Here is a 21,986-nt window from a genome sequence, read left to right as displayed (position 1 = left end):
TACCCAGATGCACGGGCATCTGCCATACTGATCCCGACCCGATGAGGGGTCACGGCGGATCACTCCGCCGCTCTATCACTACGGATCGTCCGGCACGTACCTGCCGGTGAAGGAGAAACACAATGGCATCTGTGACTTTCGACGAGGCCACCCGCCTCTACCCCGGCGGAACCCGCCCGGCTGTCGACAAGCTCAACCTCGAGGTCGCTGACGGCGAGTTCCTCGTTCTCGTCGGCCCCTCCGGCTGCGGAAAGTCCACATCGCTGCGTATGCTCGCCGGCCTCGAAGAGGTCAACGCCGGCCGCATCCTCATCGGTGACCGCGACGTCACCGACGTGCCGCCGAAGGACCGCGACATCGCGATGGTGTTCCAGAACTACGCGCTGTACCCGCACATGACGGTCGCCGAGAACATGGGCTTCGCGCTCAAGATCGCCGGCGTCGGCAAGGAAGAGCGCGCCAGCCGCGTGCTCGAGGCCGCGAAGCTGCTCGACCTCGAGGAGTACCTGACCCGCAAGCCGAAGGCCCTCTCGGGTGGTCAGCGTCAGCGTGTCGCGATGGGTCGCGCGATCGTCCGTCAGCCCCAGGTCTTCCTCATGGACGAGCCGCTGTCGAACCTCGACGCCAAGCTCCGCGTCCAGACGCGCACGCAGATCGCGTCGCTGCAGCGCCGCCTCGGCGTCACCACGGTCTACGTCACGCACGACCAGACCGAGGCTCTGACCATGGGCGACCGCATCGCCGTGCTGAAGGACGGACTCCTCCAGCAGGTCGGTTCGCCGCGTGACCTGTACGAGAAGCCCGAGAACGTCTTCGTCGCCGGGTTCATCGGCTCGCCCGCGATGAACCTGTTCAGCGCAGACCTGGCAGACGGCGGCGTGCGCTTCGGCACCGAGGTCGTCCCGCTCGACCGCGACACCGTGGGCCGCGCCAACGGCTCGCAGGTCACCGTCGGCGTCCGCCCCGAGGACATCACCGTCGGCCCCGCCGACGGCAAGGGCCTCTCGGTCGTCGTCGACCTCGTCGAGGAGCTCGGCGCTGACGGCTACCTCTACGGTCACACCGAGATCAACGGCAAGCGCGCCGACCTGGTCGCACGTGTCGACGGTCGCAGCCACCCCAACGCCGGTGAGACCGTCACCCTCGCGGCGAACGCGGGCCACGTGCACGCGTTCGACATCGAGTCGGGCGTTCGTCTGAACGACAAGCCGATCGTCTCCGCCTGATCGGACCCACTGACGCGGCGCGGGCTGACTTCGGTCGCCCGCGCCGCTTCTTCTTTTCCGCCCCGACCCACTGGAGAGACATGCAGGATGCGCTGCGGATCACGGCGAGCTCGATCGACCCGGCCCTGCTCGCCCTCCCTGGTCGACCCCCTCGGCAAGTGGCCGTCCGAACAGATCGTGTCGCTTCCCAAGGGGCTGTCACGGCATCTGGTGCGCTTCGCCGACCTCTCGGGCAAGGTCGTCGCGGTCAAAGAGACGACCGATGAGATGGCGAGGCGCGAGTACGAGATGCTCGGCAACCTGGCCAGGCTCGATGTGCCCTGCGTCGACCGCGTCGCCGTGATCGCGGGGCGATCGGATGCCGCCGGCGAACCGCTCCCCGCCGCGCTCGTCACCTCGCACCTGCGCTTCTCCATGCCGTATCGCGCCCTCTTCACCCGGGTGCTGCGCCCCGACACGGCGAATCGCCTGGTCGACGCCCTCGCGGTGCTCCTGGTGCGCTTGCACAACGTCGGCTTCTACTGGGGTGACGTCTCGCTCTCGAACACGCTCTTCCGCCGGGACGCCGGCGCTTTCGCGGCCTACCTCGTCGACGCCGAGACCGGTGAACTGCACGAGGAGGGGCTCACCGACGGGCAGCGCCTCTACGACCTCGACCTCGCCCGCACCAACATCGCCGGGGAGATCATGGATCTCGCGGCCGGCGGACGGCTCGAGCACGGCGTCGACGCGGTCGCGATCGCCGACGGCATCGTCTCGTCGTACCACTCGCTGTGGGCGGAGCTGACGGTGCAGGAGTCCTTCGCCGCGGCGGAGACCTGGCGCATCACGGAGCGCGTCGAACGCCTCAACGCCCTCGGATTCGACATCGACGAGATGTCGATGTCGACGACCTCCGACGGCACGGTCGTCGAGATCCAGCCGAAGGTGGTGGATGCCGGACACCACCAGCGCCGCCTGATCCGCCTCACGGGCCTGGACGTCGAGGAGAACCAGGCCCGCCGCCTGCTCAACGATCTCGACGAGTTCCGTGCCCGTTCGACCAAGCAGTGGGTCGACGAGGAGATGTACGCGCACGAATGGCTGACCCGCGTGTTCGAGCCCGTTGTGCGTGCGATCCCCTGGGAGCTGCGCGCCAAGCTCGAACCCGCAGAGGTGTTCCACCAGGTGCTCGAGCACCGGTGGTATCTCTCTCAGGCGCAGGGACGCTCAGTCCCGCTCGCCGAGGTCCTCACGAGCTACATCAACGAGGTGCTGCGCCACCGCCGCGACGAGGCGACCATCATGGGCCCGCCCACCGAGACGATGAGCCTGCCCGTCATCACAGGCACGCACTCCGTCGCCGATGACGACGACGAGGTCGACTGGCGCGACCTCGTCTGAGGTCAGTACCCGACCGTGAAGCGTCCGCGACGGTGCACCGGGCGCTCGATCTCGTCGACCACCGCGACCGCGAAGTCCGCCCCCGAGATGAAGGACTTGCCCTCGGCGTCACGCACGAGCACATCTCCACCATCGCGATAGTGACCGGTGCGCTCACCCTCGGCCCAGGGTCCGAAGACCTCGGCCGGGTGGATGAAGAACCAGTCCAGCGACCGGTCCGTGCTCTGGAGCAGTGCGAGCGAGTCGATGCCGACCTGTGCCTCGTGCTTATACTCCTCAGGGAAGTCGAGGTCGAAGAGGCGCGGGCCATCCGGGGCGACCAGGCTTCCACCGGCGCCGCCGACCACGCCGAGACGGGTGCTCGTATCGGCGAGCTCCGCAATGACGTTCGTCAGCGCCTCGAGCACGCGGTCCGCCATGTCGCCACGCGGCGAGAGGGCCGAGACGACGGCATCCGCTCCGTCGAAGGCGTTCGCGAGCGACGAGGCGTCCAGCGCCGAGCCCTGCACGTACGAGGCGCCGTCGACAGCATCGGTCGGCGTGCTGCGTGAGATCGCTATCACGTCATGGCCGCGGCTCACCGCCTCGGACACGATGTGGCGTCCGGCGTAGCCGGTTCCTCCGAGCACGACGATCCGAGCCATGACTTCTCCCCTACTTCTTCGCGTTACGGATGGACGACACCTGGTAGAGCGCGACCGAGGTCGCGATGCCGGCGTTGAGCGATTCGGTCACGGCCGAGATCGGGATCGACACGATCTGATCGCAGGTCTCGGCGACCAGACGCGAGAGGCCCTTGCCCTCTGAACCGGTCACGATCACGACGGGGCGGTCGGCCAGCTGCAGCTCGGGCAGCAGGACGTCGCCGTCGCCGTCGAGGCCGAGCACGAACACGCCCTGCTTCTTGAACTCCTTGAGCTGCGTGGTGAGGTTGGTCGCCAGTGCGACCGGCACGCGTGCCGCAGCACCGGCACTCGTCTTCCAGGCTGCCGAGTTCACACCGGCCGAACGACGCTGCGGCAGGATGATGCCGTGTCCGCCGAACGCACCGGTCGAGCGGATGATCGCGCCGAGGTTGCGGGGGTCGGTGATGCCGTCGAGGGCGACGAACAGCGGGACCTCGCCCTTGTCGATGACGGCCTCGAGGAGGTCCTGCGGGTGCGCGTACTCGTACGGCGGCACCTTGACGGCGACGCCCTGGTGGACTCCGTCGAAGCCGGCCATGCGGTCGAGCTCCTGACGCGTGACCTCGAGCACCGGGATACCGCGGTGGGTGGCGATCGACAGCATCTCCTTGACGCGGTCGTCCATCTCGACGCGCTGCGCGATGTAGAACGCCGACGCGGGGATCTTCGCCCGAAGAGCCTCGAGCACCGAGTTGCGGCCGGTGACGACCTCGACCTCGGTGGTGTTGTCCTTCGCGCGGGCCGAGCGGTTCGGGTTGCCGCCGGACGTCTGACGATGCCCCGGCTTGCCCTTTCCGCCCGATGCCGCATAGCGCTCGGCCGCGGCCTTGCGCTTGCCGGCCGGGTGCCAGGCGCGGTCCTCCGCCTTCGGGGTCGGTCCGCGGCCCTCGAGGGACTTGCGTCCGAGTCCGCCGGTGCCCTTGGTGGGGCCCTTCTTCTTGCCGTTGCTTGCGCCGGGGCGCTGTGGCTTAGCCATCGATACTCCAATGAGTTCCGGCCGGAGAGTCCTCCAGCGTGATTCCTGCCGCGGCGATCGCATCACGGATGCGATCGGCCGCCGCCCAGTCCTTGTCAGCGCGCGCCTGCGCGCGCTGGGTGATCATCGTCTGCACGAGCGCGTCGAGAGCAGAGGCCTGCGCATCGCCCGTCGACGCGACACCCACGCGCTCGAATCCGAGGACGTCGAGCATCGCGAGCACCTCGCTCCTCGCCGTCCCGGCGCCGTCGGCATCACCGGCGTCGAGTGCCGCATTGCCCGCGCGCACGGTGTCGTGCAGGACTCCGAGCGCCTGCGGGATGCCGAGGTCGTCATCCATCGCGGTGGCGAACGCCTCGGGCAGCGGCGTGCGCTCCCCCAGCCGAAGGTCTTCGGAAGCATGCGTTCAGCGCGCTCGACGAACGTGCGGATGCGGCCGAGTGCCGCCTCTGCCTCGGTCCACGACGACTCCGAGAGGTCGAGGCTCGAGCGATAGTGCGCGGCGGCGAGTGCGTAGCGCACCACCTGCGGATCCCGCTCCGAGAGCACATCGCTCGCCAGGGTGAAGTTGCCCAGAGACTTCGACATCTTCTGTCCGCCGACCGTCACGAGGCCGTTGTGCACCCAGTAGCGTGCGAAGCCGTCTCCGGCCGCGGTCGACTGGGCGAGCTCGTTCTCATGATGGGGGAAGCGCAGGTCGAGGCCTCCGCCGTGGATGTCGAACTCGGATCCGAGGTAGCGCTTGGACATCGCCGAGCATTCGATGTGCCAGCCGGGGCGACCTGCGCCCCAGGGCGACTGCCACACGGCATCCGCCTGCTCGTCGGGCTTGGCACCCTTCCACAGCGCGAAGTCCTGCGGGTTGCGCTTGCCGCGAGGGTCGGCATCCTCCGCCGCCTCCATCGCGTCGACGGACTGGTTCGTCAGCGACCCGTACTCCGTCCAGGAGCGGACGTCGAAGTAGACGTCGCCGGAACCGTCCGGTGCAGGGTACGCGTGGCCGCGCTCGATGAGGATCGCGATCAGCTCCTGCATCTGCGGGACGGACGCCGTCGCGCGCGGCTCATAAGTCGGGGACAGGATGCCGATGCCGGCATACGCTGCGGTGAACTCCTGCTCCATGCGGTATGCGAGCGCCCACCACGGCTCGACGTCCGTCGCGTTGACGAGCACCTTGTCGTCGATGTCGGTGATGTTGCGCACGAACGTGACGCGGCCGTAGCGGTGAGTCAGCCAGCGCCGCAGGAGGTCGAAGCTCAGCGCCGCTCGGACGTGACCGATGTGAGGGCCGGACTGCACGGTGGCTCCACAGACGTACATCGTGATGTTCTCGGGATCGAGAGGCACGAAGTCGCGCAGCTGCTGTGCACGGGTGTCGTAGAGGCGGAGAGTCACCGCACAAGCTTACCGGGCGGCGCAATCCGAAGACTGGGTGTGACCCCGGCCCTGCCGCCGCTCAGTCGACCGGGTAGACCTGCCCGGTCTGCACGCCGAGCACGCTCTTCGCGAAGGCCTGCCCCACGCGGTGCGACGACACGGGCACGAAGCCGGGGAACGACGAGTGATACGACGGCGCATCCGCGAGCACCGACGGGCTCACGGCGTTGATGCGGATGCCGCGGGGCAGCTCGGTCGCCGCGGCGACGACGAAGGACTCGATGGCTCCGTTCGCGAGCGACGCCGCGGCGCCGGTGGCGATCGGCTCGCGCGAGAGGATGCCGGAGGTCAGCGTGATCGAGCCGCCGTCGCGCACATACGACGTGCCGATGCGCACGACGTCGAGCTGCGACAGCACCTTGCCGCGGAAAGCCGCTTCGTAGTCGCTCCGGCTCAGCTCGTCGAGCGAGCGGAAGGGCACCTCTCCCACGGCGACGATCACGGCATCGATCTGTCCGACCGAGGCGAAGAGGTGCTCCACCGACGCCGAGTCGGTGACATCGACGGACGGCTCGCTGCTGCGCGACGCCGAGATGACCTCGTGTCCGGCCAACGCGTCGACGGCCGTGCGGCCGACCTGTCCACTGGCTCCGATGACCAGGATCCTCATGCTGCCTCCTCCGGATCGCGCGACGATCGCACGACGTTCTCCGACAACGAGCGCGGATGCTGAGACATTCCCGCGCAATCCGCGACGCCTGTCAGACCGCATGCACCATCGCGACTGCCGTCACCGCGATCCCCTCGCCTCGCCCGGGAAACCCGAGTCCGTCGGTCGTGGTCGCCGTGACGGAGACCGGCGCGCCACCGAGCGCGGTGGACAGGACCTGCTCCGCCTCCGCGCGTCGCGTGCTGAAGCGCGGTCGATTGCTTTGGAACTGCGCCGAGACATTGCCGATCGCGAAGCCGGCCTCGGCGAGGATCTCCCGGGTGCGGGCGAGGAAGACGTCCGCGTGTGCGCCGGCGTACTCGGGGTGTGCGGTGCCGAAGTGCTCGCCGATGTCTCCGAGCCCTGCAGCGCCGAGCAGCGCGTCCACGATCGCGTGAGCGACGGCGTCGCCGTCGGAGTGCCCGGAGAGCGCCGGCTCCCCCGGCCACTGCAGGCCGGCGAGCCACAGGTTCCCGTCTCCGCCGAATGCATGCACGTCGGTGCCGAGGCCGACCCGGGGTCCCGTCCACGTCGGGGCGAGCTCGGGTGCCGGAATGGCGAGAGCCGCCAGCAGCTGGCGGGCGCGCTCGAGGTCGGCGGGCGTGGTGATCTTGAATCCGCTGGGCGAACCCGGGATCTGACGCACGAGATGTCCGGCGGCGGCGAACAACGCCGCATCATCGGTGTACTCGACGTCCGAGCCGCTCGCAGCATCGTAGGCGGCCTCGAGAAGGGCGCGCGGAAAGCCCTGCGGCGTCTGCGCTGCCGCGAGCTCGGAGCGATCCACCGGCGCGATGACCGCGTCTCCGTCGACCCGCTTGAGCGTGTCGACGACGGGGAGCGTCGGGATGACCCCTGTCTCGCCGTCGATCGCCCGGGCCACGGCGTCGATCACCTCCGGCGGGGTCAGCGCGCGCGCCGCGTCATGCACGAGAACTCGCGTGATGTCTCCCCACAGGGCCTTCAGACCGGCGGCGACCGACTGCTGCCTGGTCTCTCCGCCCGTCACGACCCTGCCGAGGTCGACGCGATCGCCGGCCGCAGCACGCACCTCGGTCTCCGCGTCGCCCTCGAACCCTGCGGGGGCGACCACGATGACCTGCGCGGGCGCCGCCGCGAAGACGCCGTCGAGCGCGTGGCGGAGGATCGAATGGCTGTCGATGCCGACGAACGCCTTGGGCGCTCCGGCATCCAGTCGCGTGCCGGAGCCGGCGGCGACGACGATGATCGCGGTGTCAGGGACGGGAAGCATGCTCACCAGGTTCACGTTACCGGCGCGCACGAAAAAGGCGGATGCCGAAGCACCCGCCTTGTCTCGATCCGCTCAGGAAGCGAGGACCTCGTCGAGCAGCGCGCTCGCCTTGTCCTCGTCGGTCTTCTCCGCCAGAGCCAGCTCCGAGATGAGGATCTGACGAGCCTTCGCCAGCATCCGCTTCTCACCGGCCGACAGACCGCGGTCCTGATCCCGACGCCACAGGTCGCGGACGACCTCGCTCACCTTGATCACATCGCCGGAGGCGAGCTTCTCGAGGTTCGCCTTGTAACGACGAGACCAGTTCGTGGGCTCTTCGGTGAACGGAGCGCGGAGCACCTCGAACACGTTGTCGAGCCCCTCCCGGCCGATGACATCGCGGACCCCGACCAGATCGACGTTCTCCGCAGGCACCTCGATGATGAGGTCCCCCTGGGTCACGTTGAGCTTCAGGTATTTCTTCGCCTCACCCTTGATGATGCGCTCCTTGACCTCGATGATGGTCGCAGCGCCATGGTGCGGATAGACGACAGTTTCGCCAACCTCAAAAAGCATAAAAACTTGTCCTTTCGGCAACCTCAAGGATACCACAGGGGACATGCGCTAAGGTTCGCGCCGCCGCGTCCTCGGGCGGTGCCCCGCATGCGCATAGAATGGGACGCGGATATCCCGTCGTACCTCAGGAGGACCCGTGAAATCGCGCCTTGTTGCGTCTGCCGCCATCAGCGCCCTCGTTCTTCTGGGCGCGACGGGCTGCACGTTCATCTCGCCGCAGGCGACGACGATCGAATACTCCGCCTCCGACGGCGTCAACGTCTCGGACTCCGACGGCCCCATCGACGTGCGCAATGCCTTCATCGTCGCGAACGAAGACGGATCGGTCGGCAACTTCATCGGCGCCGTGGTCAACCCGACCGCCGACAAGGCGACGCTCACGATGACCGTGTCGGGCTCCGATGAGCCGTTCACCGTCTCCGTGCCCGCGGGCAAGACCGTCAGCTTCGGTGCCGACGAGGAGCCGCTGCGCATCGACGGACTCGACACCATGCCCGGCGCGACCATCGAGATCCACTTCCAGTCGGGCGACGGTGCCGGCACGAAGACTCAGGTTCCCGTTCTCGACGGCACTCTGCCGTACTACGCCGACCTCGTGCCCACGGAGCAGGAGTCGACGCCGACGCCCGAGCCGGCCCCCACGGACACGGCTGCCCCCGCTCCGGCGGAGTGAGCCGGCGCACACGCTGACGAAGAGGCCGACACCCTGCGGGGTGCCGGCCTCTTCTCCGTCATGGGGGCGGGCGTGCCGTCCGACGACTGCGTCAGCCCTCGAAGCGGTACCCGAGACCGCGAACCGTGACGAGCATGACGGGCTCCCCCGGGTTCTCTTCGATGCGGGAGCGGATCCGCTTGATGTGCACGTCGAGCGTCTTCGTGTCTCCGAAGTAGTCGCTCCCCCACACGCGGTCGATCAGCTGACCGCGCGTGAGCACTCGACCTGAATTGCGCATCAGCACCTCGAGGAGCTCGAATTCCTTCAGAGGCATGTTGATCTGCTGTCCGGCGACCGAGACGGTGTGGCGATCGATGTCGAGCGAGACGCGTCCCCCGTCGAGCACGCGCTCGTCGAGCTCGCTGTCGGCCTGCACCACGCGACGAAGGACCGCGCGCATCCGGGCGAGCAGCTCGCGGGAAGAGTACGGCTTTGTGACGTAGTCGTCGGCGCCGAGCTCGAGTCCGACGACGATGTCCACCTCCGAGTCCTTGGCCGTGACCATGATGATCGGCACCGCCGAGGTCGAGCGGATCTGCCGGCACACCTCGGTGCCCGGCATGCCGGGCAGCATCAGGTCGAGGAGCACGACGTCGGCGCCACGCTCGCGGAAGGCGGCCAGCGCCCCTGGACCGTCCTCGGCGATCTCGACCTCGTACCCCTCTCGGCGCAGGAGGTAGGCGAGCGGGTCGGCGAGGTCGGGCTCGTCTTCGACGAGAAGGATGCGGGTCATGCGTTCTCTCCGTTTCGGACGCGAGCCGCGGCCTTGGCCGCTTTGCGCTCGCGCTTCTTCTTGTTCTTCTGGTCCTTGTCGATGCTCGGGGAGCGTCGATCCTCGGAAGCCTGATGGTGAAGGTCGAGCCTCGTCCGGGGCGCGACCAGAGGCGTACTTCGCCGCCGTGGCGCTGTGTCGCATGCTTGACGATCGAGAGTCCGAGCCCCGTTCCGCCGGTGCGGCGGGACCGCGCCTCGTCCGCCCGGTAGAAGCGCTCGAAGATCCGCTCCCGATCCGCCTCCGCGATCCCGATGCCCTGGTCCGAGACCGCCACTTCGACCACCCCTTCATCGGCCTTCACACCGATGCCGACGCGCGATCCCTTCGGGGAGTAGACGATCGCGTTGGCGATGAGGTTGCCGAAGGCCTCGATGAGGATCTGCGAGTCGCCGCGCACCCAGACTCCGCGATCGCCGCCGCGGGCGAGTTCGACCCCGGCGGAGTCGGCCTGCACGACATGCGCCTCGAGCGCGGTGGCGAGAACCTCGTCGATCGAGACGGGCCGCACATCGGACAGCGCATCGTCGGTCTGCAGTCTCGAGAGACTCATGATCCGACCGGTCAGCTGACCGAGACGTGCGGCTTCGGCCGAGATCCGGGTCGCGAAGTGGCGCACCTGAGCAGGGTCGTCGGCCGCCGATTCGATGGCCTCGGCAAGCAGAGTGACGGCTCCCACAGGGGTCTTGAGCTCGTGACTGGTGTTCGCCACGAAGTCTCGGCGCATCTGATCGAGGCGCTCCTGCTCCGTGACGTCGCGGATGATCAGCAGCGTCATGCGCGGACTGATGGCGCTCGCCCGAGCCGACACGAGCCGTGGATCGAGGCTGAGCCCGCCGCGCGTGATGCGCAGCGACTCGGTCGCCGAACTGCCTTCGATGCGTCCGCCACGCACGAGCTGACGCAGCTCGGGGTTCTCCAGGGGTGCGCCCACCTCGATGCCGAACCTGGTCGCCGCCTTCGAGACGGCGAGCACGAGTCCGGACGAGTCGACCACGCATGCCGCATCGTCCATGCTGCCGAGCACGGCGGTCACACCCTCCGGGACCACGAGCGAGGTCTCATCGGCCACGCGCGCCCGCGCACGGTATGCCCAGGCCACGAGAAGGGAGAGGCCGACGCCGATCACGAGGCCGACGGCCAACGCGAGCAGCGCGATCTGCGGCAAGGTCATAACCCCAGCGTAGAGTGCGTTCACCCGCGGATCGGCGGGTTCGCCCGCCCCTGAGCCACGGCGAGAAGTACTATTCACGTGCTGGGCACCGTTCGTTAACCTTCGGAGCAGACAATCGCTTTCGGGCCTGTGCGGGAGCGCTGTGCTCTCCTCTCGTGCGAGCGGCCCGGCCGTCTCGCGTTGACACCACAGCCGAGACCCGAACGAAAGGTTGCGCCGACATGCGCGAAGTCTTCCATCAGTCCCTCGAGGACCTGCAGTCCCAGCTCGTGGAGATCGCCGACCTCGTCACGGTCTCCATCGACAAGGCCACCCGCTCCTTCGCCACGAGCGATGTCGAGCTGGCCGAAGAGGTCATCGCCGATGACGCCAAGATCGATGCGCTGGCCGTGGCGCTCGACGAGCAGGCCATCGAGATCCTCGCCCGCCAGCAGCCGGTCGCGCGAGACCTGCGCGTCGTCGTCACCGCACTGCGCGTGAGCGCCTCGCTCGAGCGCATGGGCGACATGTCCGAGCACATCGCCCAGCTCGCGCGCCTGCGCTTCCCCGAGCGCGCGATCCCGAAGGGCCTCAAGGGCACCTTCACGAAGATGGGCGAGCTGGACGTCGAGATCTCGCGCACGCTCTCCGAGCTGCTGCGAACCCAGGACCTGAAGCTGGCCGACACCATCCGCAACACCGACGACGACATCGACGAGCTGCACGCCAGCGTCTTCGAGAAGGTGCTCAGCGACAACTGGAAGGGCGAGGCCACGGCGACCGTCGACGCGACTCTCGCCAGCCGCTACCACGAGCGCTTCGCAGACCACGCGGTCGCGGTCGCCAAGAAGGTCATCTACCTGGCGACCGGCGACTGGCGCATCGAGGAGGAGGACATCGCCCTCGCGGTCGAGCAGCAGCAGGAGCTCGGCCACGCCTGAGCGCCGATGACACGACGAAGGGGGCGGATGCTGTCAGCATCCGCCCCCTTCGTCTGCGGTGTTACTTCTTGCCCTGCGCTGCCACGGCGGCAGCACCGGCGGCGGCAGCCTCGGGGTCGAGGTAGCGGCCGGGACCGGTGGGGACGTTGTTCTCGTCGAGCTCGTACACGAGCGGGATGCCGGTGGGGATGTTCAGCTCGGCGATGTCATCGTCGCTGATGCCCTCGAGGTGCTTCACGAGGCCGCGCAGCGAGTTGCCGTGCGCGGTGACGAGGACCGTCTTGCCTGCTTCGAGGTCGGGGACGATCGCGTCGTCCCAGTACGGCAGCAGGCGATCGATGACGAGCTTCAGCGACTCCGTCCGCGGCACCTCGCCGTCGATGTCGGCGTAGCGCACGTCATTCACCTGGCTGAACTCGCTGTCGTCGTCGAGCACGGGCGGCGGCACGTCGAACGAACGGCGCCACAGCTGGAACTGCTCCGGACCGAACTCCTCGAGCGTCTGCGCCTTGTCCTTGCCCTGCAGAGCGCCGTAGTGACGCTCGTTGAGGCGCCACGAGCGCGTGACCGGGATCCACAGACGGTCGGCCGCGTCGAGCGCGATGTTCGCGGTCTGGATCGCACGGCTGAGCAGCGAGGTGTGCAGCACGTCGGGCAGGATGCCCGCCTCCGCCAGGAGCTCGCCGCCTCGGCGGGCCTCGTTCCGGCCCTGCTCGTTCAGGCGGACGTCCACCCATCCGGTGAAGAGGTTCAGTTCGTTCCACTCGCTCCGGCCGTGACGGAGCAGGATCAGGGTGCGCTTCGAAGTCATGGCCCCAGTTTATCGGCGCAGCCGGACGCGTCCACGCCCATGCCCTGCGAGGATTGACGCATGGCGTCATCTCCCCTCGGTCGGCCGACCCGCGGCACCACCGGGACGAACAGGCTGCGCCGCAACGACCGCTGGATCGCGGTGAGCCCCGCGTTCCGCCGCGCCGCGGATCCGTTCGTCATCGACCTCGGCTACGGCGCCAGCGGGGTGACCGCCTTCGAGCTCGCCACCCGACTGCAGCGCGTGCGAGCGGATGCCGAGGTGCGCGGCCTCGAGATCGATCCGGTCAGAGTCGCGACCGCGACTCAGCAGCTGGTCGAGGTGCAGGCAGGGAACACCGCCTTCTCGCCCGATCTGCGCGTCTCCTTCGCTCGCGGTGGATTCGAGGTGCCTCTGCCTGCCGGGCGGCGCCCCGCGGTGATCCGCGCGATGAACGTGCTCCGCCAGTACGACGAGTCCGATGTCGCCGCGGCCTGGAGCACGATGGCCGGGCGCCTCGCTCCCGAGGGCCTGCTCGTCGAGGGCACCTGCGACGAGATCGGTCGGGTGTCGAGCTGGGTCGACGTCGACCCGACCGGATCGCCGCTCCGGTTCACGATCTCGCTGCGTCTCGCGGATCTCGAGCATCCGAGCATCGTCGCGGAGCGGCTGCCGAAAGCGCTGATCCACCGCAACGTGCCCGGCGAGCGCGTGCACGCCCTGCTCGTCGACCTCGATCGCGAGTGGAGCCGTGCGGCGCCGTTGTCGACCTTCGGAGCGACGCAGAGATTCCTGGGCGCGGTCGCCGCTCTGCGCGAGCAGGGCTGGCCCGTGCTCGGCGTCAAGAGCCGGTGGCGACTCGGTGAGCTCACGCTCCCCTGGGATGCGGTCGCGCCGCTCCCGTGAAGGGCACTGCTCGCCCCGCGAGTCAGCCCGCCTGGCGCGGATCCGGTGCGCTCGGGCGTCGGGACAGTCGGGTGATACGAGGGATGTCGGCCGTGGCACCGGCATCCGCCGGCACGATCACCTGCTGCGTCGCGGCGATGTCGGCCCCCTCGGCGCGGACGACGAGATCGCCGACCGGCGTGCGACGCGACAGGATCGCGAGCGCGATGGGTCCGTCTTCATGGTGCCGGGCGACCGACGTGATGTGACCGACCTCGTCGTCGCCCGCGAGCACCGCATCGCCGACCGCGGGCAGCACGGCCTCGCTGCCGTCGAGGTGCAGTGCCGCGAGCCTGCGCGGCGGGTGACCCAGGTTGTGGACCTTCGCGACGGTCTCCTGTCCGCGGTAGCAGCCCTTGTTGAGGTGCACGGCGGTGCGGATCCAGTCGGACTCGTGCGGCAGCGAGCGCTCGTCGACCTCGGCCGACCACCGCGGTCGCCAGGCGGCGATGCGCAGTGCCTCGGCGGCGAGGAGTCCGGCGACCTCTTCCGGTGAGAGCGTCGCTGCCAGCGCATCTGCTGCCTCGGCGGTCGCGATGGCCACCTTCCAGGCGAGGTCTGCACCCGGGTGATCGAGGACCTCGGCGTACTGGTGACCGCCCGCGCTCACGCGCTGCCACGGATCGGTCCAGATCAGCGGTGCGCCCGCAGGAGCGGATGCCGCAGCTGCCGCATGCTCAGCCGCCGCGCCTCCGTCGACGAAGCCGAGCAGCGCGAGATCGGGACGCACGGCGACGGTGGCCTGTGTGCGGAACTTCATCCGCGTCAGCCAGGTCGCCAACGCCTCGGCGTCGCCGGCATCCGCGATGAGCCAGGTCGATGCCCCGTCGTCGAGGACGCCGGCGGCGTGCTCGACGCGCCCCTGGGGATCGAGCACGAGCATCTCGGTGCTCTCGCCGGGCGCGAGCCGACCGACGGACTGCGAGGTGATGGAATCCAACCATCCGAGTCGTTCGGGGCCCGCGACCTCGATGACCGTCCGGTCGTCGAGCGGCACGATCGCCCCGCCTGAGGCGAGGCGACGCTGCTCACGGAACGCGTCGCCGAAGTGGGCGATCCCGCCGTCGCCGGTCACCGCGCCGGGGATGCCGGAGAAACCGGTCATGTCAGACCTTGGCCAATCGTGCCGACGCGTGCGCCCGCATAGGAGTGCCGAGAGCCGCGATGTCCCAGGCCCAGAGCAGGTGGTTGTCGACGAGTCCGTACATGCGCGTCGCGGCGCCGTACTCCTTGGCACCCGCACCGCGGACGATCGCGTCGGAGGCGATGTCGATGCGCGGACCGTTGATCTCGCCGAGGTAGAGCTCGAGCGTCCCGTCGGCGTGTGCGAGAGAGACCTCGATCGGGAATCCGCCCGATGCCGCGCGCAGTTGCTCGACGTCGTCGACGCCGCGCGTGACCGGCTCGGTCAGCGGCGGCAGCAGCCCGGGGCCGGGATCGGCGGCGGTGGCCGGACGGCTGAGTCTCCAGAAACCGGTCTCGGCGACGAGCGGGAGGGAGACCGCCTGGTCGTCGCCGGTGAACGTCGCAGTGGCCGAGTAGTTGAGGAACGGACCGCCGTCGTGGCTGAAGCTCACGCGATGCGTGAACTCACCCTGTAGACGCTCGTCGCCGACCGGATAGTCGATGACGCCGGTTCCCTCCCAGACGCCGATGAGCCACGAGAGCGGCGCGAGGTCGGCGGGGAGATCGGTGGGGAGCTCGAGCACGATGCTCAGCGCTGGCCGCGGAAGAGGTTTCTCAGCACGACGACCGAGACGAAGGCGATCGCGAGGCTCGCCAGGCCCAAGAGGCCGATGAAGAAGAGTTCGAGCGCCATGAGATCCATGGCCACCACTTTACCCTGCGGTAGACCCGGTGTCTCGTCTGCGGATCAGGTGAGGAGTGCGGCCAGGCCGAAGCCGACGGAGATCACGCCCATCAGCAGCAGCGCGCCGATCGTGCTGGCGCCCACACGGAAGATGAAGCCCTGTGTGCGCCCGTACTGCAGCTGCACGGCGAAGGAGAGGAGCACGATCGCGCCGAACGCGACGAGCAGCCACGGCACCCGCCACTCCTCGGCGACGAAGATGCCCACGCCGACAGCGGCCACCAAGGCGACGGCCCAGACGATGAGCACGCCGACGAAAGCATTACGCGGTGCGAGCGCTGGATCCGTCATGACTCCATTGTCACCCATCAGCGCCCGGTATCATTGCGGCACGGCGTACCCCGCCGTCCGGAAGGAGTGCGTGTGGCCCAGGTCCTGGTGTTGACCAATGCTCCGGTCTCGGAGCAGGTCCTGCCCGCACTCGAGCTCCTCAGCCATCGAGTGCGTCAGATCCCGGCCGAGCCCGCCCAACTCGTGAGCGCCCCCGAGTACGACATCGTGATCGTCGACGGTCGTCTCGATCTCGTCGGGGCGAAGTCCCTCTGCCGCCTGCTGCGGGCCACAGGGCAGGACGCCCCGCTGCTGCTCGTCGTCACCGAGGGCGGCATGAGCGCCCTCTCGGGCGAGTGGGGCATCGACGACGTGCTGCTGTCGACTGCGGGGCCGGCCGAGACCGACGCGCGGGTCAGGCTCGCACTCGCACGCCGTGACGAGGTCGCCGAACCGACCCGCGTACAGGCGTCGGGCGTCACGATCGACGAGCAGTCCTATTCGGCGAAGCTCCGCGGACGCCCGTTGGACCTCACCTACAAGGAGTTCCAGCTGCTGCACTTCCTCGCCACGCACCCCTCTCGCGTGTTCACCCGCGAGCAGCTGCTCAGCGAGGTGTGGGGATACGACTACTTCGGCGGCACCAGAACGGTCGACGTGCACGTCCGTCGACTGCGGGCGAAGCTGGGCGACCAGGAGCAGATCATCGGCACGGTGCGCAACGTCGGCTACCGATTCAACGTCTACGACGAGGAGCCGGTCGCCGCTGCGCGCTGACGCACGAGAGGTCAGTTCACGCGCGCGACACCTCACGGTGCTTAGATGTACCCCATGATCGATCCCGCACTCGCCGACGCAGGTCTCGGTGACGCTGAAGATGACGACTTCGATGCCATCGAGTCCCCGGACGCGCTCCTCCCCGACCACCGCTACCTCGATCGTGAGCTGAGCTGGCTCGCGTTCAACCAGCGCGTGCTCGAGCTGGCGGAGGATCCCTCACTCCCCGAACTCGAGCGCGCGAACTTCCTCGCCATCTTCGCGAGCAACCTCGATGAGTTCTTCATGGTCCGCGTCGCCGGGCTCAAGCGTCGCATCGTGACCGGCCTGGCCGTGCCCACCAACATCGGCCGCTCCCCCGCCGACGCCCTCGCCGACATCGCTCGCGAGGCGCACGCGCTGCAGCTGCGCCACGCCGACGCGTGGAAGTCGCTGGTGCGACCGGCTCTCGCCGAATCCGGCATCGAGATCACCGAATGGTCCGAGCTCAGCGACGACGAGCGGTCCAAGCTCTCCGAGTACTTCGGCGCGCAGGTCTTCCCCGTCCTCATGCCGCTCGCGGTCGACCCCGCGCACCCCTTCCCGTACATCTCGGGACTGTCGCTCAACCTCGCCATCCGCATCCGCAACGCCCGCACCGGCCGCCAGGAGTTCGCCCGTCTCAAGGTGCCGCCCATGCTTCCCCGCTTCGTCGAGGTGCCCGGAACCGGCGAGATCAAGCGCTTCCTGACGCTCGAGGAACTGATCGCCAACCACCTCGGCGACCTCTTCCCCGGTATGGAGGTCCTCGATCACCACGCCTTCCGCCTGACCCGCAACGAGGACGTGGAGATCGAGGAGGACGAGAGCGAGAACCTCATCCAGGCGCTCGAGGCCGAGCTGCTGCGGCGCCGCTTCGGCCCGCCCATCCGCCTCGAGATCACGGACGACATGGACGAGGTCACGATGGACCTCCTCGTGCGCGAGCTCGAGATCACCGACCAGGAGATCTACCGGCTGCCCGGGCCGCTCGATCTGCGCGGCCTGTTCGACCTGTCGCGCATCGACCGACCCGATCTCCGCTACCCGCCGCATCTGCCCACCACCGCGGTCGCCTTCCAGCCCACCGGCAGCAACACGCGGGCCGACATCTTCAAGGCGATCCGCAAGTCGGACGTGCTCGTGCACCACCCGTACGAGTCGTTCACCACCAGCGTCGTGGCGTTCCTCGAGCAGGCGGCGCGCGACCCGCACGTGCTGGCCATCAAGCAGACGCTCTATCGCACCTCGGGTGACAGCCCGATCGTCGAGGCGCTGATCAACGCCGCCGAGTCCGGCAAGCAGGTGCTGGCGCTGGTCGAGGTCAAGGCGCGCTTCGACGAGGCCAACAACATCGTCTGGGCGCGCAAGCTCGAGAAGGCGGGAGTCCACGTCGTCTACGGCCTCGTCGGACTCAAGACCCACTGCAAGCTCGCCCTCGTCATCCGCGAGGAGGAAGGCGTGCTGCGCCACTACTCGCACATCGGCACGGGCAACTACAACCCGAAGACCAGCCGCATCTACGAGGACTTCGGGCTGTTCACCACCGACGCCCAGGTGGGCAAGGACCTCACGCGTCTGTTCAACGAGCTCAGCGGCTACGCGATCGAGAAGAAGTTCAAGCGTCTGCTCGTGGCGCCGCTCCACCTGCGCAAGGGACTGGTGCGCCAGATCGACCACGAGCGCCGCAATGCCGAGGACGGCAAGCCCGCCGGCATCCGCATCAAGGTGAACTCGATGGTCGACGAAGAGGTCATCGACGCTCTGTACCGCGCCAGCGCCGCCGGCGTGAAGGTCGACGTGTGGGTCCGAGGGATCTGCAGCCTGCGCACCGACCTCGAGGGCATCAGCGACAACATCACCGTCCGCAGCATCCTCGGCCGTTACCTCGAGCACTCGCGCATCTTCGCATTCCACAACGACGGCGATGCCCAGGTCTACATCGGCAGCGCCGACATGATGCATCGCAACCTCGACCGCCGCGTCGAGGCGCTGGTGCGCGTCACCGACCCGGTCCACATGAAGGATCTGCTCGATTTCTTCGATCTCGCCATGGACCCGGGAACCACGTCGTGGCACCTCGGAGCCGACGGCGTCTGGACCCGCCACGCCGAGGATGCCGCAGGCAAGCCCCTCGTCGACCTGCAGGACAAGACCATGGGGTTGATCCAGCGGCGTCGTCGAGCACGGGCGGTTCGATGAGCGCGCACACGAGCACCCAGACCGCACGGTCGAAATGGACGGACAAGGCCGTGTATGCGGCCGGCGCGGTCGTGTGGAGGCTCATCGACGGCAAGCTGCGCATCCTCCTGATCCATCGCACGAAGTACCGCGACGTCACCCTCCCCAAGGGCAAGGTGGATCCCGGCGAGATGCTCGCCGAGACCGCGGTGCGCGAGGTGCATGAGGAGACCGGCATCCGCGTCTCCCTCGGCGTGCCCGTCGGCGTCAGTCGGTACCACCTGCCGTCGAGCAAGCAGAAGGTCGTGCACTACTGGGCGGCCGAGGCGACGGCCGACGCGATCCGCGCCTCGACGTTCGTGCCCAATCGCGAGATCGCCGCCCTCGAATGGGTGAGCGTCAAGAAGGCCCGCGCCCGGCTGAGCTACCCCGTCGACATCGAGATCCTCGACTTCTTCACGCAGCTCGTCGACGACGGCGTGCTGCGCACCTTCCCGATCATCGCTCTGCGTCATGCGAAGGCGGTCTCGCGCTCGGACTGGGACGGGGCGGATGCTGCACGGCCTCTGACAGACCGCGGCGAGCAGCAGGCGAAGTCGATCGTCGGTCCGCTGCGGGCCTTCGGTGTGCGCAAGATCATCACGAGCGATGCCGTGCGCTGCATGCAGACCGTGGCGCCCCTCGCGAAAGCCCTCGACCGCAAGACCGTCACCACCCCGAAGATCAGTCAGGATGCGTGGGAGGACGGCGACGACGATCTGCGTTCCGTGGTCGGCCGGCGCGTGCGCTCCGGCAAGCCCGCGGTGCTGTGCAGCCATGGCCCGGTCCTCCCCGGAATCCTGACGGAGATCGCGCTGGCGACCGGCACCGTCCGCGGCTCGTATGTGAGCAGCGCAGCCGACCTCGAACCGGCCGCCTTCTCGGTCGTCCACCTCTCGGCGTCGAATCCGGGGTCGGGGATCATCGCGATCGAGACGCACATCCCCAAGGCGTGACACCGACCGGCTCGCGCTGCGAGCCGTGGGAAGGCCGCACCCGGTTCCGGGTGCGGCCTTTCACATGCCCCAGAGAGACGCGTGCCGTTCACCTCCCGTTCACCTGCGCGGGAGAGTCTCGTTAACCGCCGCACATAGCGTCACTGTGTGCCCTGCACCGGGCCCCACCCATCAAAGATCGAAGGATCCACAGTGAAGATCTCCCGAATCGCACGTATCGGCGCCGTCGGCGCCGTTGCCGCTCTCGCACTCGCCGGCTGTGCCGCGAACGAAGGCGGAACCGGCGGCTCCACCGACGCCCCGAGCGAGTCCACGCTCTCCGGCACGATCGAGGCCACCGGCGCCTCCTCGCAGGAGGCCGCGCAGCAGTCCTGGGTCGCCGCATTCCAGACCGCCAACCCCGACACGACGGTGAACTACACCGCCACCGGTTCGGGCACCGGCCGCGAGAACTTCATCGCCGGCTCCTCAAACTTCATCGGCTCCGACCGCGCGTTCGACGCCGACGAGCTCGCTGCAGGCGGCTTCGGCTCCTGCACCTCCGACGACATCGTCGAGATCCCCGTCTACATCTCGCCCGTCGCCGTCGCGTTCAACCTCGAGGGCATCGACGAGCTGAACCTCGACGGCCAGACCATCGCGAAGATCTTCTCCGGCGCCATCACCAACTGGAACGACGCCGCCATCGCCTCGCAGAACGAGGGCGTGGAGCTTCCCGACCAGGCGATCGTCCCCGTGCACCGCGCAGACGCGTCGGGCACGCAGGAGACCTTCACCAAGTACCTCAGCGCCGTCGCCCCCGACGTGTGGACCTACGAGGCCAGCGACGAGTGGCCGCTGTCGACCGGTGAGGCCGGCGACGGCACCTCGGGCGTCGTCGACGCGATCACCAACGGTGTCGGCTACATCGGCTTCGCCGACGCATCGCGCACCGCTGACCTGGGCCAGGTCGCCGTCGAGGTCGAGGGCGAGTACGTCGCGTACTCCGCCGAGGCAGCCGCAGCGCTCGTCGAGGCATCCCCGCTCGAGGAGGGTCGCTCCGACCACGACCTCGCGTACGCCGTCGACCCGGCCGCAGCGCCCGCCGGCTCGTACCCGATCGCACTCGTCTCGTACCTCATCGGCTGCGTCGAGTACGACGACGCCGAGACCGCCGGTCTCGTGAAGGCGTACTTCCAGTACGTCGCATCGGCCGAGGGCCAGGACGCTGCAGCAGAGGCCGCGGGCAGCGCCCCGATCTCGGACAGCCTGCGCGAGCAGATCAACACGGCGATCGACGCGATCGTCACGGAGTGATCGACGGCTCAGCACACCGCTGAGCCCCGGTCCCGACGCCCCCGTGGTGTCGGTCGTAGGACTCGACCGACACCGCGGGGGCACCCGCATGAAAACCCCGAACGTCCCTCAGAGCCTGGAGTCGCTCCGATGACCACAACCTCAACGGGTCCCGATACCACCCGTTCCACCGGGACGCGCACCGCTCCCCGCCGCCGCGGCGACCTCGTCTTCTCGGGCACCGCGCTGGCGGCGGGAATCATCATCCTCGTCACCCTCGCCGCGGTGGCCGTCTTCCTCATCGTGCAGGCGATCCCCGCGCTGTCGTCCGACACCTCCAACAACCACATCCTCGAAGGGCAGTCGTTCCTGTCGTGGGTGTGGCCGTTCGTCTTCGGAACGCTGTGGTCGAGCTTCATCGCCCTCGTCATCGCCGCCCCGATCGCCATCGGCATCGCGCTCTTCATCTCGCACTACGCCCCTCGCCGCCTCGCCGGCGTCCTCGGCTACATCATCGACCTGCTGGCCGCCGTGCCCTCGGTCGTCTTCGGCCTCTGGGGAGCGCTCACCTTCGCGCCGATGCTCGTGCCCTTCTACAAGTGGCTGAACACGAACCTCGGCTTCATCCCGCTCTTCAGCGGAACGCCCTCCGGAACCGGCAAGACGATCCTCACCGCCTCCCTGGTGCTCGCGGTGATGATCCTGCCGATCATGACCGCGATCTGCCGCGAGGTCTTCCTGCAGACGCCGAAGCTTCACGAAGAGGCGGCCCTCGCGCTGGGAGCCACGCGCTGGGAGATGGTCCGGATGGCCGTGCTCCCCTTCGCACGCAGCGGAATGGTGTCGGGCGCGATGCTCGGTCTCGGTCGCGCACTCGGCGAGACGATGGCAGTGACCCTCGTGCTCTCGCCGCTCGGCATCGTCACCTTCAACCTGATCAACCCGGAGAACCCCACGACGATCCCTGCGATCATCGCGCTGCGGTTCCCCGAGGCCCACGACGAAGGCGTCAACACGCTGATCGCCGCGGGTCTGATCCTCTTCATCGTCACCTTCGCGGTCAACTTCGTGGCCCGCTGGATCGTCTCGCGCCGCGCCGAGTTCTCGGGAGCCAACTGAC

At 68.5% G+C, this 21,986-nt stretch carries 19 protein-coding genes and 3 pseudogenes; 10 read left to right on the top strand and 12 right to left on the bottom strand.

Going from position 1 to position 21,986, the window contains the following annotated elements; all coding sequences use genetic code 11:
- Window positions 1-122 precede the first annotated feature (122 nt).
- Together ACZZ93_RS16455 and ACZZ93_RS16450 are read left to right on the top strand one after the other, a co-directional pair.
- Window positions 123-1,226, top strand: coding sequence for an ABC transporter ATP-binding protein (locus tag ACZZ93_RS16455; protein WP_053097292.1), 1,104 nt, complete (start codon window positions 123-125; stop codon window positions 1,224-1,226).
- Window positions 1,227-1,306: 80 nt separating this feature from the next.
- Window positions 1,307-2,609, top strand: a pseudogene (locus ACZZ93_RS16450) (DUF4032 domain-containing protein).
- A 2-nt stretch (window positions 2,610-2,611) separates the two neighbouring features.
- Here ACZZ93_RS16450 and ACZZ93_RS16445 read toward each other — a convergent pair.
- The 6 genes and pseudogenes from ACZZ93_RS16445 to ACZZ93_RS16420 form a co-directional block, all read right to left on the bottom strand.
- A complete protein-coding gene (locus ACZZ93_RS16445; protein WP_363521387.1) occupies window positions 2,612-3,253 on the bottom strand; it encodes an NAD(P)-dependent oxidoreductase in 642 nt (213 codons plus the stop codon).
- 10 nt (window positions 3,254-3,263) lie between these two features.
- Complete coding sequence (gene rlmB, locus ACZZ93_RS16440; protein WP_463511586.1) at window positions 3,264-4,271, bottom strand: 23S rRNA (guanosine(2251)-2'-O)-methyltransferase RlmB; 1,008 nt, start codon at window positions 4,269-4,271, stop codon at window positions 3,264-3,266.
- Window positions 4,264-5,666, bottom strand: a pseudogene (gene cysS / locus ACZZ93_RS16435) (cysteine--tRNA ligase). The gene rlmB and the pseudogene cysS overlap by 8 nt, the downstream one beginning before the upstream one ends.
- Window positions 5,667-5,727: 61 nt before the next feature.
- Window positions 5,728-6,318, bottom strand: a complete 591-nt coding sequence (locus ACZZ93_RS16430; RefSeq protein WP_056279884.1) for a short chain dehydrogenase — start codon at window positions 6,316-6,318, stop codon at window positions 5,728-5,730.
- A gap of 91 nt (window positions 6,319-6,409) precedes the next feature.
- Window positions 6,410-7,609, bottom strand: a complete 1,200-nt coding sequence (ispD, locus tag ACZZ93_RS16425; protein WP_463511762.1) for a 2-C-methyl-D-erythritol 4-phosphate cytidylyltransferase — start codon at window positions 7,607-7,609, stop codon at window positions 6,410-6,412.
- A gap of 72 nt (window positions 7,610-7,681) precedes the next feature.
- Entirely contained in the window at window positions 7,682-8,164 is a 483-nt protein-coding gene (locus ACZZ93_RS16420) for a CarD family transcriptional regulator (protein ID WP_053097304.1), read from the bottom strand.
- Window positions 8,165-8,300: 136 nt separating this feature from the next.
- On the opposite strand from ACZZ93_RS16420, the gene ACZZ93_RS16415 reads away from it, so the two are divergent.
- Window positions 8,301-8,837: a DNA modification methylase gene (locus ACZZ93_RS16415; RefSeq protein ID WP_083569359.1), complete on the top strand. Its 537-nt coding sequence runs from the start codon at window positions 8,301-8,303 to the stop codon at window positions 8,835-8,837.
- A 91-nt stretch (window positions 8,838-8,928) separates the two neighbouring features.
- Here ACZZ93_RS16415 and ACZZ93_RS16410 read toward each other — a convergent pair whose 3' ends face one another.
- Window positions 8,929-9,612, bottom strand: a complete 684-nt coding sequence (locus ACZZ93_RS16410; RefSeq protein ID WP_053097307.1) for a response regulator transcription factor — start codon at window positions 9,610-9,612, stop codon at window positions 8,929-8,931.
- 160 nt (window positions 9,613-9,772) lie between these two features.
- Window positions 9,773-10,378: pseudogene (locus tag ACZZ93_RS16405) on the bottom strand (sensor histidine kinase); the annotation flags it as partial.
- A gap of 668 nt (window positions 10,379-11,046) precedes the next feature.
- On the opposite strand from ACZZ93_RS16405, the gene phoU reads away from it, so the two are divergent.
- Complete coding sequence (phoU, locus tag ACZZ93_RS16400) at window positions 11,047-11,745, top strand: phosphate signaling complex protein PhoU (protein ID WP_053097311.1); 699 nt, start codon at window positions 11,047-11,049, stop codon at window positions 11,743-11,745.
- Window positions 11,746-11,806: 61 nt separating this feature from the next.
- Here the strand turns inward: phoU and ACZZ93_RS16395 are convergent, their stop codons facing one another.
- Window positions 11,807-12,556: a phosphoglyceromutase gene (locus tag ACZZ93_RS16395; protein WP_187250566.1), complete on the bottom strand. Its 750-nt coding sequence runs from the start codon at window positions 12,554-12,556 to the stop codon at window positions 11,807-11,809.
- Window positions 12,557-12,616: 60 nt separating this feature from the next.
- Here ACZZ93_RS16395 and ACZZ93_RS16390 point away from each other — a divergent pair, with 60 nt between their 5' ends.
- Window positions 12,617-13,441, top strand: coding sequence for a methyltransferase domain-containing protein (locus tag ACZZ93_RS16390; protein ID WP_463511585.1), 825 nt, complete (start codon window positions 12,617-12,619; stop codon window positions 13,439-13,441).
- Between the two features lie 22 nt (window positions 13,442-13,463).
- Here ACZZ93_RS16390 and ygfZ read toward each other — a convergent pair whose 3' ends face one another.
- The 3 genes from ygfZ to ACZZ93_RS16375 all read right to left on the bottom strand — a co-directional run bounded on the left by ygfZ (window position 13,464) and on the right by ACZZ93_RS16375 (window position 15,641).
- Window positions 13,464-14,585, bottom strand: a complete 1,122-nt coding sequence (ygfZ, locus tag ACZZ93_RS16385) for a CAF17-like 4Fe-4S cluster assembly/insertion protein YgfZ (RefSeq protein WP_463511584.1) — start codon at window positions 14,583-14,585, stop codon at window positions 13,464-13,466.
- A gap of 1 nt (window position 14,586) precedes the next feature.
- A complete protein-coding gene (locus ACZZ93_RS16380; RefSeq protein ID WP_053097319.1) occupies window positions 14,587-15,189 on the bottom strand; it encodes a nitrobindin family protein in 603 nt (200 codons plus the stop codon).
- Window positions 15,190-15,353: 164 nt separating this feature from the next.
- Entirely contained in the window at window positions 15,354-15,641 is a 288-nt protein-coding gene (locus ACZZ93_RS16375; RefSeq protein ID WP_053099202.1) for a hypothetical protein, read from the bottom strand.
- Window positions 15,642-15,713: 72 nt separating this feature from the next.
- On the opposite strand from ACZZ93_RS16375, the gene ACZZ93_RS16370 reads away from it, so the two are divergent.
- From ACZZ93_RS16370 to pstC, 5 genes are all read left to right on the top strand, one after another.
- Window positions 15,714-16,397: a winged helix-turn-helix transcriptional regulator gene (locus ACZZ93_RS16370; protein ID WP_053097321.1), complete on the top strand. Its 684-nt coding sequence runs from the start codon at window positions 15,714-15,716 to the stop codon at window positions 16,395-16,397.
- Window positions 16,398-16,451: 54 nt separating this feature from the next.
- Window positions 16,452-18,617 carry an RNA degradosome polyphosphate kinase gene (locus ACZZ93_RS16365; protein WP_463511583.1) on the top strand — a complete coding sequence of 722 codons (2,166 nt, stop codon included), beginning with the start codon at window positions 16,452-16,454 and terminating at the stop codon, window positions 18,615-18,617.
- Window positions 18,614-19,591 carry an NUDIX hydrolase gene (locus tag ACZZ93_RS16360; RefSeq protein ID WP_463511582.1) on the top strand — a complete coding sequence of 326 codons (978 nt, stop codon included), beginning with the start codon at window positions 18,614-18,616 and terminating at the stop codon, window positions 19,589-19,591. Before ACZZ93_RS16365 ends, ACZZ93_RS16360 begins: the two co-directional genes overlap by 4 nt.
- A gap of 192 nt (window positions 19,592-19,783) precedes the next feature.
- Window positions 19,784-20,887 carry a phosphate ABC transporter substrate-binding protein PstS gene (gene pstS, locus ACZZ93_RS16355; RefSeq protein ID WP_053097327.1) on the top strand — a complete coding sequence of 368 codons (1,104 nt, stop codon included), beginning with the start codon at window positions 19,784-19,786 and terminating at the stop codon, window positions 20,885-20,887.
- Between the two features lie 129 nt (window positions 20,888-21,016).
- Entirely contained in the window at window positions 21,017-21,985 is a 969-nt protein-coding gene (pstC, locus tag ACZZ93_RS16350; protein ID WP_053097329.1) for a phosphate ABC transporter permease subunit PstC, read from the top strand.
- Window position 21,986 lies beyond the last annotated feature (1 nt).

It is taken from the genome of Microbacterium sp. AC026 (assembly GCF_979258475.1).
This window is presented reverse-complemented; position numbering and strand designations above follow the sequence as displayed.

Excerpts from the sequence above, each read along its gene's own strand:
- ACZZ93_RS16455 (WP_053097292.1), top strand. The coding sequence starts at position 123 with ATGGCATCTGTGACTTTCGACGAGGCCACCCGCCTCTACCCCGGCGGA.
- ACZZ93_RS16445 (WP_363521387.1), bottom strand. The coding sequence starts at position 3,253 with ATGGCTCGGATCGTCGTGCTCGGAGGAACCGGCTACGCCGGACGCCAC.
- rlmB (WP_463511586.1), bottom strand. The coding sequence starts at position 4,271 with ATGGCTAAGCCACAGCGCCCCGGCGCAAGCAACGGCAAGAAGAAGGGC.
- ACZZ93_RS16430 (WP_056279884.1), bottom strand. The coding sequence starts at position 6,318 with ATGAGGATCCTGGTCATCGGAGCCAGTGGACAGGTCGGCCGCACGGCC.
- ispD (WP_463511762.1), bottom strand. The coding sequence starts at position 7,609 with ATGCTTCCCGTCCCTGACACCGCGATCATCGTCGTCGCCGCCGGCTCC.
- ACZZ93_RS16420 (WP_053097304.1), bottom strand. The coding sequence starts at position 8,164 with ATGCTTTTTGAGGTTGGCGAAACTGTCGTCTATCCGCACCATGGCGCT.
- ACZZ93_RS16410 (WP_053097307.1), bottom strand. The coding sequence starts at position 9,612 with ATGACCCGCATCCTTCTCGTCGAAGACGAGCCCGACCTCGCCGACCCG.
- phoU (WP_053097311.1), top strand. The coding sequence starts at position 11,047 with ATGCGCGAAGTCTTCCATCAGTCCCTCGAGGACCTGCAGTCCCAGCTC.
- ACZZ93_RS16395 (WP_187250566.1), bottom strand. The coding sequence starts at position 12,556 with ATGACTTCGAAGCGCACCCTGATCCTGCTCCGTCACGGCCGGAGCGAG.
- ACZZ93_RS16390 (WP_463511585.1), top strand. The coding sequence starts at position 12,617 with ATGGCGTCATCTCCCCTCGGTCGGCCGACCCGCGGCACCACCGGGACG.
- ygfZ (WP_463511584.1), bottom strand. The coding sequence starts at position 14,585 with ATGACCGGTTTCTCCGGCATCCCCGGCGCGGTGACCGGCGACGGCGGG.
- ACZZ93_RS16375 (WP_053099202.1), bottom strand. The coding sequence starts at position 15,641 with ATGACGGATCCAGCGCTCGCACCGCGTAATGCTTTCGTCGGCGTGCTC.
- ACZZ93_RS16365 (WP_463511583.1), top strand. The coding sequence starts at position 16,452 with ATGATCGATCCCGCACTCGCCGACGCAGGTCTCGGTGACGCTGAAGAT.
- ACZZ93_RS16360 (WP_463511582.1), top strand. The coding sequence starts at position 18,614 with ATGAGCGCGCACACGAGCACCCAGACCGCACGGTCGAAATGGACGGAC.
- pstC (WP_053097329.1), top strand. The coding sequence starts at position 21,017 with ATGACCACAACCTCAACGGGTCCCGATACCACCCGTTCCACCGGGACG.